The organism is Streptomyces sp. B6B3 (genome assembly GCF_039871525.1).
Lineage (GTDB): Bacteria > Actinomycetota > Actinomycetes > Streptomycetales > Streptomycetaceae > Streptomyces.
The window spans coordinates 17,455-32,517 of sequence record NZ_JBDPLU010000038.1 but is presented as its reverse complement, the minus strand read 5'-3'; the positions used below and the strand labels follow the sequence as shown (position 1 = coordinate 32,517).

Below are 15,063 nucleotides of genomic sequence, written 5' to 3'. Positions count from 1 at the left end.
TGAGAAGCGGTCCTGGCGACTCGGTCCGGACTCGCGACGACTGACCGCCGCATACCGGCTGGGCGCACCTCTGGCGCAGGGTGCTCGGCCCTGGCGATTTCCGGAGTCAAACGAATCGGTGCCGGTATGTCAAGTGATCAGTTCTGGTGTACCCGTGGCTCGGACGCGACCGGTACCGCGACCCGGTCGGCCGAATGCGAGCCTGTCAGATAGTGAACGGCTGTTGGCCGGCGAACGCGGTTCCGTTGGCGCCGACCTGGAAGAGGTTGGGCGTCTGGTACGGCGGCATCTGGTCGACGATCTGACGGTGCAGCGTGGTGTACGACCCCTGGAAGCCGCCGCTCCTCCACGTCTTCAGCAGCGTTTCGGTGAACAGCCCGTTGACCCCGCTGCCGTCGCTCGAGGTCTGGTTGTCCTGGCAGCCCGAGACCAGCAGGACGCTGGCGGCGATCTCCTGCTGGTCTCCCGAGGGCAGATCGCGCTGGATGCCGTCGTAGACGTCCTGATCCCGCTGGTAGTTCAACAGCTGGTACTGGCTCGGCAGGGTCCTGACCCGGAGCCGCACGTCGGCGGGATCGCTGCTGTCGAACGACCGCTGCAGCTCCGAGGAGTCCAGCAGCAGGGGGATCTCTCGGGCGACCGTGCCGCTGTGGCAGCTGTCGGAGAGGACCAGGATGCGCACGCCGCCGGCGAACTGGGAATAGAGGTTGTACAGCTCGTCGTCGACGAACTGCCGGTCATAGAGGACCCAGGTCTCGTCCTTACGGTCGAGTTCGTCGCTGTTCCGGTCGGTCACCTGCGCACCGTGCCCGGCGTAGGTCAGCAGCAGGATGTCGCCGTCGGTCAGCTCGGTCGCCGCCTGGCCCAGCAGTTCGGTCACCTTCTGGCTCGTCGCCTCGCTGGTGAGAAGAGTCGACACCACCGAGAAGGACGCCGACTCCGCGAGCGAGGCCATCGCCCTGGCGTCGTTCTCGCAGTTCTTCAGCTCGCCTTTCGTGCCGTACTTGCTCTCGTCGATTTCGTTGAGGCCGATGTGAATGGAGATGCCTTTGGCCATGGTGGGCTCCTTGTCCCCTGCGGACGACGCGTGTGACCGGAAAGTTCTGGGGCGGACGGATCGCGGCAGGCGTCCCGAGGTGGCGCCTGGTGCGCGTGCGTCGTGATGGGTGATGCCCTCAACTCCGTACCCCGGGCTCACCTGAATGCCGCGTCGCCTTTCATAAACCCCCCACAAGCATGATTCCGGCGACGGATAACTTTCGGAATTAACCCCTTAGGGATCGAATACCCCGTCGCGAGGCGCGTCAGCCGCGGCCCACCACAGACTCTCGTGAACGCCCGCGCCCCGGCCGTTCACCGGCCCGGAACAACGCGATCCGCGCCCCGTGGACTCGACCCTCCGGAGGGCACCGCACCGCCCGGCTACCCGGCCGCGTCGTCGGACGCCCGCTCCGGCCTCGCGGGCGGGTACGTGGTGGTGTGGCCGGGCGTCAGCGGCGGATCGAACAGGATGCCGGCGGGCGGACTGGCGGGCTGGTGCGTGGGGGTGGCGTTCAGCGCCGTGATCAGGTGGCGCGTCGCGGTGGTGGCGAGATCGTGGGTGGGCAGCTCGATGACGGTCACGGGCGGCCGGGTGAGTTGGGCGGCACGGGTGGGGCCGATGACCGCGACCAGTGAGACATCGTCGGGGACACCGCGACCGGTGGCGTGGAGGGCGGAGATCAGGCCCGCGACGGCGTCGTCGTTGTTGGTGAGGAGGGCGGTGGTGGCGGGGCGTTGGCTGAGGAGGAGGTCCACACATGCGGCGGTGGCGTCCAGGGTGGTGTCGCAGCCGGCCGCCCAGGGAGTGAGGCCGTGGGTGGCGCAGGCACTGCGGTACGCGTTCAGGGCGCGTACGGCCGGGGCGTAGCCGATCTCCAGGAGGTGATCGGGGAGGTTGACCAGGGCGACGTCGCGGTGGCCCAGGTCGACCAGATGGCGGACCGCACGGTGGACCATCGCGTCGGTGTCGGCGTCCACGTAGCGCAGCCCGGCGGTGTCGGCGGGCCGGCCGACCAGGACGAACGGCACGTCCTGACGGCGGAGGAGTTCGACGCGGGGGTCCTCCAGGAGGACCTCCATCACGATGAGGCCGTCGACCACGCCCTCCTGGATCAACCGGGTCATGTTCTCCGTGCCGTCGCCGCTGACCGCGAGCAGCAGGTCGTGGTCGTGCTGGCTCGCCTCCTCGGCGACGGCGGAGACGAACTCCAGCTGCGTCGCCACCAGACCGCGCCCGAGGGGCGGTACGACCAGCGCGATGGTCCGGCTGCGGCGGCTGGCCAGAGCCCGGGCAGCGGCATGGGGGCGGTAGCCCAGCTCCTGGACGGCCTGCATGACGCGCCGGCGGGCCTCGACGGAGACTGACTTCTTGCCACTCAACGCGTACGACACGGTCGTCGCGGAGACGCCGGCGCGGGCCGCGATGTCGGCCATGGAGACTGCCACGCGGACATGGTAGCCAGTGAGTGAAGCGCTTCACCATTCTCTCGCGAAGAGGGCCAGAAATCGCTGGACACCTATGGTGATTCGCTTCACTCCACGGTTAGCTGGGAGTCGTCAGGCTCGTCAGGCCCGCCAGCCGAAGGAGTTCACCCATGGGACGGACCGCTGCCCCTGCCCTGTCTCGTCGCGCGCTGCTGATGGCCACGGCCGGCGGACTGGCCGCCGGTGCGCTGGCCACGCGCACCGCGCGCGCCCAGTCCGCCGCCCCCGCACTGGCCGTGACGTCGGCGAACGCCGACCTGGTCGCCGACTTCGCCTGGGCGCGGGACCAGGCCCTGGCCTGGGTGCAGACCGGCAAGGACCCCTCCTACATCCCCTCCTACTGGGCCGGACTGACGAACCGTCCCGCCTTCTACTCCCGCGACGTCGCGCACCAGGCGCTCGGCGCGCACCTGCTGGGGCTGGACCTGGAGAACCGCAGCATGCTCGCCACCTTCGCCGCCTCCGCAACGGAGGCGCGGCTCTGGTACCCGCTGTGGTCGTTCGCCTTCGACGGCAGCATCTACCGGCTCGACTACCGCGGCGACACCAACTTCGTCCGCGAGATCCCCGCCGTCTTCGAGCTCACCCAGAAGGGCGTGGAACAGTACCTGTGGACCGGCGACCGGGCGTACGTCGACGACCCGACACTGTGGGCGTACTACACCAACTCGCTCGACGCCTTCGTCACCTCCCACGACCGCAACGGCAACGGCGTCGCCGACGAGGCCGGAACGGGCAACATCTTCCAGGGCGTCGCCACCTACAACGAGGGCGGCGAGAAGCTGCTCGAGGCGGGCGACGCCATCGGTTCCCAGTACCAGGCGCTGCTGGCCTACGCCACCGCCCAGAAGGCGCGCAACGACCCCGCCGGAGCCGCCGCAACCCTGCAGCGGGCGGCAGACCTGCGCTCGCACTTCGAGGCGACCTGGTGGTCCGCGTCCGCCGGGCGGTACATCCGTGGCTTCAACGCGACCGGGCCACTGACCGACTTCGGCAAGGAGAACTCCTGGTTCATGCCCATGAAGGGCATCACCGCGCCAGGCCCGCGCACCGACGACTACCTCGACTTCGTCGACGACTCCGTCACCGCCCTGCCGCCGTTCAACATCGAGGCGTACACCTACCTCCCCGAGACGTTCTTCCGCTGGGGGCGGCTCGACCAGGCATGGAAGTGGCTGCGCTACGTGGCGGACAGCAGGGCCGGCTACCCCGAGGTGTCCTACACGGTCATCGGCAACATCGCCGAAGGACTGCTCGGCATCCGCCCCAACGCCCCCGCCGCCGCCCTGTCGACCCTGCCGAACCTGCCATCCGCCGTGCCGTGGCTGGAGATGGACCACATCCCGCTCGGCGGGCACGACCTCGCCGTCCGGCACGACGGTGCGGCCAGCAGCACCGTCACCCACCACGCCGGGCCACGAGCCCTCAAGTGGACGGCACGGTTCGCCGGCGAACACCCCTCGGTCCGGGTGAACGGACGGCTGCTGCCCAGCACGATCGTCACCGACGAGTCGGGCCGGACCCTGTCCCAGGCCGTCGCCACGATCCCGGCAGGAGGCCAGGCGACCGCGGAGGTCGCGGACTGAGGACGAACACCGCCGAGGCCCGTCGCGTGCGGCACGCGTGCGCACCGCACGCGACGGGCAGCAGTTACCTGTCGCGGCCGCACCCCACCACGGTCGCGTCGACGCTTCTTCTCCCTCACCCCACGCCGGAGGCGAGCAGCATGGACCAACCCAGGGACTCGGAGGAGCCCGGGGCACGGCCGAACTCCGCCCGCATCTGGGGCTGGTGGCTGGGCAACGAGGGATACGCCCTGGAGGCGGACCGGGTCGCCGGTCGGCTGATCGCGGAGCAGTACCCGGTGATCCCGGAACTGGCCCGCGCGGCCCGGGCGTTCCACGAGCGGGTGGTACGGCACATGGCGACGTCCGGCCTCCGGCAGATCCTCGACATCGGCGTCGGCATGCCCCTGCCCGGGCACAACACGCACGAACTGGCACAGGCGATCGCGCCGGACACGCGAGTCGTCTACGTGGACAACGACGACGCCGTCCTCGCCCACCACCGGGAGCTGTCCGTCTCCACCCCCCAGGGAGCCGCCGCCTACGTCCACGAGGACGTCCGCGACGTGGACGCCGTCCTGGCCAGGGCCGGCGAGACGCTGGACCTCTCCCGGCCGGTGGGCCTCACGCTGATGTCGATGCTCGGACACCTCTGGGACGTGGCCAACGACGTGGTCCGCGCCTACGTCCACAGGCTCCCGAGCGGCAGCTGGCTCGCCCTGTGCGACACCCGCCACACCGCCGCGTCGGTCGAGATGCAGGAGTCGTACGCCGCCTCGGAGGCCGATCCGTACATCGCCCGCACTCTCGACGAGATCCAGGCCCCGGTCCGGACGGAGGGCCTGGAACTGCTCGGCAACGGCTTCCTGCCCGTCAGCCTCTGGCAGCCGACCGACGAGATCCCGGCCGACGCCGACCCGGACACCGAGCCACCCCAGTGGGGCTTCGTCGCACGTAAACCCTGAGCCCCACGAAACGACCGACCGCCACCCTCCCCCGGAGCACCGGGGGAGCAGCCGCTTGCGTGCGGCGGTCGCGACCACCGGCCCCGGGGCGGCGTGCCGAACCACCGCTGATCGTCGCCAGGTTCCTCCGCGCCGATCGGCGCCCCGGGCGGGGCAGGGAACGGTTTCGGCACGACTGGGAGACGGCCGGGCCGCGGCGGTTGATCATGTCGCATCCTGATGTCTCGCGACCTGCGATCACCGCCCCGCACGCCTGGAGAAACCCCCGTGGCCCTGACCGGCTCCGCGTTCGAGACCGCGCATCCCGCCCGCGTCTACGACCACTTCCTGGGCGGCAAGACCAACTACGCCATCGACCGCGCGGCCGGCGACCAGGTCCTGGCCGTGTGGCCGGGTGCCCGGCAGGCGGCCCGCGCCAACCGGGCGTTCATGCACCGGGCGGTGCGCATCCTGGCCCAGGCCGGCGTCCACCAGTTCCTCGACATCGGCACCGGCATCCCCACGGAGCCGAACCTGCACCAGATCGCCCAGCAGACAGCCCCGAAGGCTCGCGTCGTCTACGTGGACAAGGACCCCCTCGTCCTCGCTCACGCCGACGCCTGGATGCGCAGCACCCCCGAAGGCCGCACCGGCTACGTCGAGGCGGACATCACCACGGACGTCGACCGGATTCTCACCGAGGCCGCCGACTTCCTCGACTTCGGCCAACCGGTGGCAGTGTCCCTGATCGCGCTACTCCACTTCGTTCCGGACGACCACGACGCGCACGGCATCGTCGCGCGCCTCCTCGCGCCGCTGCCCCCGGGCTCCGCTCTGGTGATCTCCCACGGTACCGAGGACTTCGACCCCGAGGTGATGCGCCGGGTCGCGGCCGTCTACCGCAACAGCGGAATCGCCACCCAGGCCCGCTCCTGGACCGAGCTGTCCCGCTTCTTCACGGGCCTGACGTTGGTGACCCCGCCCGGCATCGAGGCACCCCACCGCTGGTGTCCCGACCCCACCGACACTCCCCAGCGCGCCCCCGACCTCGACGCCCAGATCGCCATGTGGGCCGGCGTGGGCGTGAAGCGGCCTCAGCTGCGCGGCCGACCGCGGCGCGGATGAGCCGTCGGCCCCTGGAGATGGGAGAAGGCGGGTCAGTGCGCCAGTTTCAAGCCCGCGATGCAGCCGATGAGTCCCGCCAGGAGCAGCACCTTCAGCACGCTGACAGGCTCCTCCTCGAAGATCATTCCGTAGGCGGCGGTGAGCACCGCGCCGATGCCCACCCAGATCGCGTAGCCGGTCCCCACGGGAAGCGTGCGCAGGGCGTAGGCCAGCCCCGCCATGCTCGCTGCGAGGCCGACGACGAACACCGCGGTCGGCAGGGGGCGGCTGAAGCCCTGCGTCTTGCCCAGGGCCGTGGCCCACACCGCCTCGAGCACCCCGGACAGCACCAGAACGATCCATGCCATGACAAACCCCTCGCGCCGTCTTGTCGTGGGCTGGGTACGGCGCGCCTCGTCCAGGAGCCGTTCGGGCTCTGCCCACCATCCTCGCACGTCCACGCATAACAGGCCGTGACCTCTCGCATTCGCGCCGTTGACGCCCCGTGACCGCTCTTCCCGCAGATCGGTAATCGGCAGGGGCCTCGGCCTACGAGGTCACGCGGTAGGTGTGGGTGCGTGCGTAGGGGACGAATCCCATGGACGCATAGAAGCCCCCTGGGGACGGGGTAGGCGGCGTCGCCTCGGCAGCAGACGACGGGACGCCGCCCCCCGGCGCGAGCGAAGGCGTGCAGCGCCGCGGTGCAGACGGCCCGTGCCGGGCCGCGCCCACGGTGCTCGGGATGGGTGCCGACCGGCTCGAACCCTCCGGCGCGGTTGGTCTCGTCGTACCAGCCCTGGCAGTAGGCGACGGCATCACCGCGGGAGGAGGTGACGACAAGGTCGAACTCCGGCTGGTAGGGCCAGTTCATCGTCATGCGGGCATAGCGTTCGGTGGTCATACGAGTGGAGCCGAACGCCGCGCCGTGTGCCGCGACTCGCCCAGCGATGTCGCCGTGCGCCTGCTGGATTCGCATCGTGTAGCCCGGGGCAGCGACGGCATGTTCGGCAGACCCGTGAACCCGCGACCCATCGCGACCACGAAGGTGTGCTCAACAGCGGTAGGTGGGCGCGGCGCCCGAGAGCGGCCACCAGGTGGCGCTCCGTCCCGGCGACATCGACCCTCACCGGCCCGGAGGCCGTCAGCAGAGCCCAGTCGAGCACCTCGTCGACCAGATCGGGGAAGGCCGGATCGACTTGGAGCAGGAGGTTGTCGGATCGGTCGAGCCAGGCCCAGGCGACGGTCCGGTCCTGATGGGCCCAGAAGGCCGTGGGGTGCTCGTCGTTCCGGTCGCGGAGAAGAGACCAGGTCCACGTGAGGTCGTCGACGTGCCGGTAACCGGTCTCGGGGAAGATCCGCACGGCCAGGTCCAGCATGGCTCGCGGCGAGGTCATGACGCCGCATGGGCACATGCTGTCGAGGGTATCCGTCGGCGGGCAACAGGCACTCACGCTCCTCGAACAGCGCGTCAACCCTGGCTGACGCGCCTGACGGCTCGGTCGCCGAGTGCGTCGCCGGGCTGCTGGCGTCACCGGGCTGCTGTACGCCGACTCGCTCGCACCAGGCAAGATCGGCCCTGACGCCCCTGGGCGAACTCCTCCATCAGGCCCGACACGTGCCGCCGGACAAGCCGCGGCCCGCCACCCCAACCTCGGGTTCGAACTGCTCGGCCACGCCCTCGCCCACGCCGCCGGAACGCCCCACGCGGAACTACCCCACCAGTGGATCGCCACCCCACCCGCACGCGACCACTCCTACGCCCCCGCGACGACGGACCAACTCCGCCCGGGGCGCTATCGGCATCCGGCCTGCACGGCGCACCGGGACAGCGCGCCACCAACCGCGTCAGGCGTCCGCGGCACGCTCGCTGGCCACCAGGTCGTCGGCCGAGGAGGCGTTCTCTCCCACATCCGGGGTGTGAAGCCCGACGGCCGTCTCCAGAGTTCCCCCCAGCGACTGCCCCCACCGGTTCGCCACGCCCTGCTGCACCTCCTGCGATTGGCTCTCCATCCATCGCCGATTCTCCGGACTGAGTTGTTCGAGGAAGAACGCAAGATCCATCGTCTTCTCCTGATACTCCCGAGACGCGGCCGGACGGCGGCGAGCGCACACGCTCGCGTTCGACGCCATGGGTAACCAGCGTGCGGGCGAACCTCACGACAACGCATCCCGGCCACGCCCAGCCCGCACCCAACGGAGTACGCCGAATCGGTTCTGCCGCGGTCGATCAGTAGGCCGATCGTGACCGGGACACCGGCACGGGCCCGGCGTGAGGCACACCGGCGAGCCGGTGACAGGTGCGTGGAGCGTCGGTCGTGTTCCAACCGGCTGCTCGTGCGTCTTCGGAGATGCCGCACCGTGCTCCAAGATCCCTGACGCAGCCGACCGGCGCCGTTGGCACCTGGCCACCCCGCACCGCGCCCATCATGGACGCGCCCGTCTTCTCAGCCTGCGACGTGCTCCACGATGACCGCATTCGCCCCTGCGAGCGGAACCGCCAGCCCGGCCTCGACGCGACGCTTGGTTCGGTGAGTGGACGCGGTGCGCGTCGACGACCCACCCGGAGCCCGCACGAGAGCGGCAGAGCTGGTCGGTGTCTGATCCCGGCGGCGCAGGTAACGCCACCAGGCCGGCCGCACCACCAACCTGGACGCGCGGTCGCCGGGCGGTGCGCGGTCGTCCCGATGGCCACGCACCTGGGCTCCGCGGTCCGCCCCGACCGTCGGGCGAGTTGCCTAGCCCCGCGAGTGCGGCTTCCAGTCCTGTACGAGGAGCCCGAGCAGCACCTCGTCCAGAAACTCACCCATCACCCAGGCCGACGAGCGCAGCAGGCCCTCCCTGACGAAGCCGTTGCGCTCGGCGGAACGCAACATCGCGGCGTTGTCCGACAGCGTCTCGATCTGCAGCCGCTGCAGGCCGCGCACGACGAAACCGTAGTGGCACAGCACCGCGACCACGTCGGTGCCGTAACCCTTGCCTCGGGCCGACGGCAACAGACCGAGCCCGATGTGCGCGGACCGGTTGTGGTTGTCGATGTTCCACAGCGTCGCAGTGCCGACCAGGGCGCCGCCGCCGTCCAACTCCACCACGGAGAACGGAACGTGTCCCTGCTCCTTGTCATCCACCACGAGCCGCGGATCCTTCGAGCCGGGCGTGATCGGCCGCCACGGCCGCCCGCCTTCGGCCCGCGAGGCGTTGACCACGTCGTCGTAGAGCTCGGCCCGCAGGATCGGGATGTCGTCCTCGTGCCGGGCCCTGAGCCCGACCTTGTCGCCCTTCAGCATGCAGGCTTCCTATCCGACCGGGCTGGACGGCGGCAAACCCATAGGACCTGGTGGCGGTCCCTCGCCAGAGCGGCGTGTTGCCAGGACCCCCGTGCCGGATGGGGCGCCGTTCACACTGCGACGCCAACCCCGTCAGAGACCGCCGCCCGCGCCGGGTTGCACAGCCCGGACGCGGGCGGCGGCGAGTTACGGCCGGGCGGCGAGTGCCTCGACCTCGAACAGCAGGTCGGGCGTGGCCAGGCTCGCGACACCGATGAGGGTCTGCGTGGGCGGTTTCGTACCCCAGACCTCCCGCACGGCCCCGGCGATCGGCCCAAGCTTGCTGACGTCATGGTTCACCACGTACGTCCTGAGCTGGACGACGTGGCTGAGGTCGAGCCCATGGGCGGCAAGAGCGACGCCGACGTTGCGGAATGCCTGCTCCACCTGCTCGGCGAAGTCGGTCGACTTCACTGCGCCGTCCGGGCCGGATCCGTACTGACCCGCGACGAGCACCAGATCCGTACCCGCGGGGACAGCGGCGGTGTGGCTGTAGCCCAGCGGGACCGGGTCGTGCAAACCATCCGGGTTGACAATGGCGTGTGCTATGTGGATCACCTCTCGCATGCGATGGGTCTGTGTGCTGCGAGTAAGCCTCCCAACGAATCACGACACCGAGTGTCATGTATTCGGTAGGGTTCGCGTATGCGCGCCGACCGGTTGGTATCGCTGGTCTTGCTGCTGCGGCAGCACGGCCGGCTGTCCGCGGCCGTGCTGGCCCGCGAACTGGAGGTGTCCACCCGCACCGTGCTGCGCGACATTGAGGCGCTGTCCGCGGCCGGGGTCCCGGTCTACGCCGAACGCGGTCGGCACGGTGGGTTCGCGTTGCTGCCCGGGCTCCGGACCGAGCTCACCGGCCTGAACCACGACGAGGCGCTCGCCCTGCTGGTCGCCGGATCCCGGCGCGGCGCGCAGGCGTTCGGCCTCGGCTCGGCGCTCGCCTCGGCCATGCGCAAGGTGGTCGACGCATTGCCCGAGAGCTACCGGGCCACGGCCGCCGGCGCGGCTCAGCGACTGCTCATCGACCCGGAGACCGACCTCCTCTCACGACGGCTCGTCGCCGAGGAACTGCCCGACGCCATCGTGACCGCGGTCCGGCGCGCGGTGTTCGCCGGCCACAAACTGCGCATCCACTACGCGGCCGTCGACCAGCCCCCGAAATGGCGCACGGTGGACCCGATCGGCCTGGTCACCGCACGCGGCCAGGGCTACCTGCTGGCCATGAGGTCTGGTGCGGACCGCACCTACCGGCTGTCCCGAATCCAGGCGGCCGAGGAACTCGCCGAACCGGCACAGCGGCCGGACCGGGTGGATCTGGACCGGGCCTGGCAGGAACGCAGCACGCGGTTTCGGACCGGCGGCGACCAGGTCACCGTGCTGGTGCGGGTGGACCCGGCGCGGAGAGAGGACCTGGCGGACACCGCGCTGGCCATCCGCGCCGAAGAAACCGACGCAGACGGCTGGCTGCGGCTTGAGGCGACCTTCCAGGATCCGAGACACGCCGAATGGGCACTGTGGCAGCTCGCCACGAACGCGGAAGCCCTGGCCCCGCAGTGGTTGCGTGACTCCCTGCACAACCGCGCCGCCGCGATCGCCAGCAGCTACGGAGCGTCCTCCCGCGGGGAGCCGGCCGACCTCGCCGGGTCCGACCTACCACGACACGTGTCCGAACGGCTCGACTGACCCCGCCGAACCCACGGCCACCCCCCACGGCCCGGGCGTGACCCGCTTCTGACCGGGAGGTCAGCGGGAATCCGTCGTGGACGCACCTGGCGTCGTGTGCAGCGTTCCCGGTGCCGACGACCGTGGTGGCCGACGCGCCCACGGGAGACCCCACACTCGCCAACACAACAGGTGTACCGAGCCCAGAAATGGTAGACGCGACGGGGGGAGAGTCGGCCGAGGCTCAGGAGCGGGACCGGCGCGGCTGCTCGGCGCGCGCCGCACCCTTCCCGCCGGCCTGCTCCCCGTCCTTCTCCTTGACGCGCGCGGCTTCCCTGCGGACCTCGGCCTGGGTGGCGCGTTCCCGACGCAACCACTCGGGACACTCCTGCTTCAGGGCCTCGATCTGCTCGGTGCTGAGTGGATCGGTGACGCCGCCGCGAGCGAGCCCGGAGATGGACACGCCCAGCTTCGCCGCCACCACCGGCCGGGGGTGGGGCCCATCGCGCCGTAGCTCCCGCAGCCACTCCGGTGGATCAGCCTGCATCGCGCCCAGTTCCTCGCGCGAGACGACGCCCTCCTGGAACGCGGCGGGGGTGGCCTGGAGATACACACCCAGCTTCTTCGCCGCGGTCGCGGGCTTCATCGTCTGGGAGGTCTGGCGCGACTTCATGATGCCCACACTATCGGGCACGCGGAAGTCCGGCTGCAGGCGACCGGATAGCCTGGCACGGTGACAGGCCAGGAAGCACCCGACCCCTTCCGGCTCGCCTACGTCCCCGGCGTGACGCCCACGAAATGGGTGCGCATCTGGAACGAGCGGCTGCCCGACATTCCCCTCACCCTCACCATGGTGACCGCCGCCGAGGCACCCGGCATCCTGCGGGACCGAGGTGCCGACGCCGCTCTCCTGCGCCTGCCGATCGACCGCACGGACCTTCATGCGATCCCCCTCTACACCGAGACCACGGTCGTCGTGGTCCCCAAGGATCACGTGACGACCGCGGCAGACGAGATCTCGGCAGCGGACCTCGACGACGAGATCGTGCTGCAGCCGCTCGACGACACCCTCGCGTGGGAACGCCACCCGGGGCGGCCCGCGCTCGAGCGACCCGCCACGACGCGCGACGCGGTCGAGCTGGTCGCGGCCGGGGTCGGCCTGCTCGTCGTCCCGCAATCGCTTGCCCGACTCCATCACCGCAGAGACCTCACCTACCGGCCGGTCACCGACGCCCCCGAGTCCCGCGTCGCCCTGTCCTGGCCCGAGGCCGCGACCACTGACCTGGTCGAGGAGTTCATCGGGATCGTCCGCGGGCGGACGGTCAACAGCTGGCGGGGACGTCCGACCCCGCCCCAGCCGAAGCGCGAGCGCTCCGAACCGGAAGACCGGCGGCGGACCTCCACGGGAAGACGCGTACGGCGCGGCGCGGGCGGCCCCAGGAACGGCCGGCGCGGCAGGCCCGGCCGCAGGTCGTAGCCCCACCCGCACCCCCATCGCCCTCCGGCGAGCGGGAGGGCGTGACTGGACGCTCTGCGTTCGACCGGCGATCATGCTGGGTTTATGTGGGACAGAGAGACGCTGCCGCTGTCCACGCCGGACTCGTCATTGCCTGGGGTGATCGTCTCGATCTTCCAGAGTCGGCCCGCGATTCCCACGGTGTCGCCCTCGCGAACTCCGGAGTAGAAGGCGTCCTCGGCGCCGCGGACGGAGATGTCCGCGTGGGTCGGGCCGGTCTGGATGTCCGTCACGATGACGGTGAGCGGGTGGTCGCCGCGGCGGCGGTCGGGGATGCGTGCGGGCAGCGTCCACTGCCCGTCCTGGGTGAGTGGCCAGTCCATGCTGTCGCCCTCCTCCGGCGTCGGCGTCAGGGTGTCGGCGAGGTCGTCGGGGGCGATGAGCACCACGCGGTAGGTGCAGACCTCGGCGACGGTGTAGGTGTGGCCGGCCACGGTGAACTCGTCGTCGGGGTCGACCGTCCAGGTCGCGTTCTCGCGCTGGTCGCTGGGCTCGCGTCCGGCGAAGACGACGGCCTGACGGTGCTGGCCGTCCGTGCTGGTCGGGTCGTAGAAGAGAGCGCCACCGCCAGGCAGGTCGATGGCACCTCCGAACAGCACGTGCGTGCCGGCGTTCTGGTCTGGCCGTCGCACTCGGGGCCGGCGTCGGCCGGGGGAGTGCCGGCCGAGCCGCAGGCGAGAAGAGTCGCTAGCAGGAGCACGGTGCCCGCGGCCGTCGTCAGGGAGGTGTCGCGTGGACGCATACGGGTGTTCACTCCCGGGAGGTTCAGGGCGCGGGGGGTTTCGAAGTACTGCTCGAACTCGTCCGGCGTGACGCGGAGGTCGCGCTCGGGGCCCCAGGGGTTGCCGATCATCAGGTCGCCGTTCTCGGCGATCCCCTCGACGTAGTACGCGTGGTTGGTGGCATAGGAGCCCTGCCAGTCAGAGGAGGGCTCTCCGTCCGACGGGGTGTCCGCCACGACGGGACGACCGGACTCGAACGTCTCGCGCACCGCGTCATAGCCCTCCAACTCGGTGGCGGTCGACCCGGTGAGGTAGGGCGGGGCCTGCTCCTCATAGTCCCCCTCGATGGCGCCGTAGGACCCGGCCGGCAGGCCGGACTCGTCATCGCCGTACACCATGGAGAACGCCTTCTCGTAGTAGGCCGCCCAGGACGAGTCGGTGCCCATGGCGGAGATGGGGCTGCCGTCCTCCCGCACGGGCAGGTCCCGGGTGACGGTGACCCACTGCGCGTTGCCCACCTCGTCCCAGATTCGCACTGACAACGTCCCGTTGGCGTTCTCCCGGATGCCCTCGCGGACGAACGGCGGATTTGTCTCGGCCATCGCGGCCAGCGATGCGAGGAACCAGCAGTCCCCGAGCCGGCCCTGGGTGACGTCGTCGCCGGAGATCCCCTCCCCGAACAGCGGGGCCGGGGGCACCGCCCAGTGCGAGACCTCGCCCCGTTCCGCGGCGGAGCTGTCGAGGATACTGGGCTCCACCTCCAACCAGGCACCCCGGAGCTTTTTCACGTTGGCAGGCGTCACGCGGGCGAGGATGCCACTGAAGTGCTCGCGACGCTCGGGGTAGGGCAGGCCGCTCTCCATGCCCATGAACTCGAAGTCCGCACCCACCAGGTCGGCGCAGCGCAGGTCTGGTTCCGGGACCGCGGTGATCACGGCGTCCAGCTCGGCGTCGGTCAGCCCGTCGAGCCGCTCCTGCAGCTCGCGCAGGTCTTCCCGGTTGCCCTCCGATCCGACCTCGGCGAGCGCGCCGAGGGCCTCCACGGCGTCGTCGATTGCTTCCGCGTCCGGAGGGTCCTCGCCGGCGAAGACCACCGCTGGGTCGATGGTGTAGCCCTGCTCGACCAGTTCACGGCAGCCCTCCAGCTGGGCCACGCGACGCTCCATCTCATCGGCCGTGTCCGCCAGCTCACCGTGGAGGGACCCCGGCAGGTCGGTCGGGTCGGTCGGCACCAAGAGCACGCCTTCCCACCAGGCGTCACCGGCGGTGCCCACCAGCTTCTCCAACTGGGGGTGGGTGGTGGCCGGCGCACCGTCCAGGCGCGCCTCCGCGTCGGTGAGCACGGTGGCCAGCCGGCCGTGCAGCCCGCGCGCGGACTCCCCGCAGGCCCGCGACTCTCCAGCCAGGTCCCGAATGCGGCCGGCGTCGAACCCCCGCCACGTCACCCGCCCGCCCCCTCCGCGTTGCCGCGGCCGGCTGCCTGGTCGTCCAGGCCGTCGGCGTGGGAGTCCCACCTGCCGGCGTCCGCGTTCAGCGCCTCGGCCATCTCCCGCAGCGTGCGGCGCAGCTCCCCGAGCTGGGCCCGATCGCCCTCGTCCTGGTCGAGCGGAACACCCTGGCCGACGCCCCCCTCATGGCGGGCGACACCCGGCGGCCCAGGAGCCGGTCGTCGCGCCGTAGCGGCTCACGCGTCCCGCGAGC

The 15,063-nt window shown here is 70.8% G+C and carries 14 protein-coding genes, 1 pseudogene and 1 riboswitch; of the genes and pseudogenes, 5 read left to right on the top strand and 10 right to left on the bottom strand.

Annotated features, from left to right (window positions below; translation table 11 throughout):
• Window positions 1-205: 205 nt before the first annotated feature.
• A complete protein-coding gene (locus ABGB06_RS37905; RefSeq protein ID WP_347599705.1) occupies window positions 206-1,057 on the bottom strand; it encodes a caspase family protein in 852 nt (283 codons plus the stop codon).
• A 365-nt stretch (window positions 1,058-1,422) separates the two neighbouring features.
• Entirely contained in the window at window positions 1,423-2,487 is a 1,065-nt protein-coding gene (locus ABGB06_RS37900) for a LacI family DNA-binding transcriptional regulator (RefSeq protein ID WP_347599702.1), read from the bottom strand.
• Window positions 2,488-2,636: 149 nt separating this feature from the next.
• On the opposite strand from ABGB06_RS37900, the gene ABGB06_RS37895 reads away from it, so the two are divergent.
• The 3 genes from ABGB06_RS37895 to ABGB06_RS37885 all read left to right on the top strand — a co-directional run bounded on the left by ABGB06_RS37895 (window position 2,637) and on the right by ABGB06_RS37885 (window position 6,160).
• A complete protein-coding gene (locus tag ABGB06_RS37895; protein ID WP_347599699.1) occupies window positions 2,637-4,112 on the top strand; it encodes a hypothetical protein in 1,476 nt (491 codons plus the stop codon).
• 140 nt (window positions 4,113-4,252) lie between these two features.
• Window positions 4,253-5,056 carry an SAM-dependent methyltransferase gene (locus tag ABGB06_RS37890; protein WP_347599696.1) on the top strand — a complete coding sequence of 268 codons (804 nt, stop codon included), beginning with the start codon at window positions 4,253-4,255 and terminating at the stop codon, window positions 5,054-5,056.
• 267 nt (window positions 5,057-5,323) lie between these two features.
• Complete coding sequence (locus ABGB06_RS37885; RefSeq protein ID WP_347599693.1) at window positions 5,324-6,160, top strand: SAM-dependent methyltransferase; 837 nt, start codon at window positions 5,324-5,326, stop codon at window positions 6,158-6,160.
• 32 nt (window positions 6,161-6,192) lie between these two features.
• On the opposite strand, the gene ABGB06_RS37880 is transcribed toward ABGB06_RS37885, so the two are convergent.
• The 5 genes and pseudogenes from ABGB06_RS37880 to ABGB06_RS37860 form a co-directional block, all read right to left on the bottom strand.
• On the bottom strand, window positions 6,193-6,507 hold the full coding sequence (locus ABGB06_RS37880) for a multidrug efflux SMR transporter (protein ID WP_347599690.1): 315 nt from the start codon (window positions 6,505-6,507) through the stop codon (window positions 6,193-6,195).
• Window positions 6,508-6,516: 9 nt separating this feature from the next.
• Window positions 6,517-6,579: riboswitch (guanidine-III (ykkC-III) riboswitch) on the bottom strand.
• A 281-nt stretch (window positions 6,580-6,860) separates the two neighbouring features.
• Window positions 6,861-7,010, bottom strand: a pseudogene (locus tag ABGB06_RS37875) (GNAT family N-acetyltransferase); the annotation flags it as partial.
• Between the two features lie 974 nt (window positions 7,011-7,984).
• Window positions 7,985-8,200, bottom strand: coding sequence for a hypothetical protein (locus tag ABGB06_RS37870; protein WP_347599687.1), 216 nt, complete (start codon window positions 8,198-8,200; stop codon window positions 7,985-7,987).
• A 674-nt stretch (window positions 8,201-8,874) separates the two neighbouring features.
• Window positions 8,875-9,423, bottom strand: coding sequence for a GNAT family protein (locus ABGB06_RS37865; RefSeq protein ID WP_347599684.1), 549 nt, complete (start codon window positions 9,421-9,423; stop codon window positions 8,875-8,877).
• 186 nt (window positions 9,424-9,609) lie between these two features.
• The gene (locus ABGB06_RS37860) at window positions 9,610-10,011 is read right to left on the bottom strand and encodes a Rid family hydrolase (protein ID WP_347599747.1); all 402 of its coding nucleotides are present in this window, start codon (window positions 10,009-10,011) and stop codon (window positions 9,610-9,612) included.
• Between the two features lie 96 nt (window positions 10,012-10,107).
• Here ABGB06_RS37860 and ABGB06_RS37855 point away from each other — a divergent pair, with 96 nt between their 5' ends.
• Window positions 10,108-11,145, top strand: a complete 1,038-nt coding sequence (locus ABGB06_RS37855; protein ID WP_347599681.1) for a WYL domain-containing protein — start codon at window positions 10,108-10,110, stop codon at window positions 11,143-11,145.
• A gap of 223 nt (window positions 11,146-11,368) precedes the next feature.
• On the opposite strand, the gene ABGB06_RS37850 is transcribed toward ABGB06_RS37855, so the two are convergent.
• Window positions 11,369-11,797 carry a DUF5997 family protein gene (locus tag ABGB06_RS37850; protein ID WP_347599678.1) on the bottom strand — a complete coding sequence of 143 codons (429 nt, stop codon included), beginning with the start codon at window positions 11,795-11,797 and terminating at the stop codon, window positions 11,369-11,371.
• A gap of 60 nt (window positions 11,798-11,857) precedes the next feature.
• Between ABGB06_RS37850 and ABGB06_RS37845 the strand changes: the two genes are divergently transcribed.
• Window positions 11,858-12,601 (top strand): LysR substrate-binding domain-containing protein, encoded by a 744-nt coding sequence (locus ABGB06_RS37845; protein WP_347599675.1) that lies wholly within the window; start codon window positions 11,858-11,860, stop codon window positions 12,599-12,601.
• 71 nt (window positions 12,602-12,672) lie between these two features.
• Here the strand turns inward: ABGB06_RS37845 and ABGB06_RS37840 are convergent, their stop codons facing one another.
• Together ABGB06_RS37840 and ABGB06_RS37835 are read right to left on the bottom strand one after the other, a co-directional pair.
• Window positions 12,673-13,074: a hypothetical protein gene (locus ABGB06_RS37840; RefSeq protein ID WP_347599672.1), complete on the bottom strand. Its 402-nt coding sequence runs from the start codon at window positions 13,072-13,074 to the stop codon at window positions 12,673-12,675.
• On the bottom strand, window positions 12,990-14,807 hold the full coding sequence (locus tag ABGB06_RS37835; protein WP_347599669.1) for a C2 family cysteine protease: 1,818 nt from the start codon (window positions 14,805-14,807) through the stop codon (window positions 12,990-12,992). The genes ABGB06_RS37840 and ABGB06_RS37835 overlap by 85 nt, the downstream gene beginning before the upstream one ends.
• Window positions 14,808-15,063: the final 256 nt, after the last annotated feature.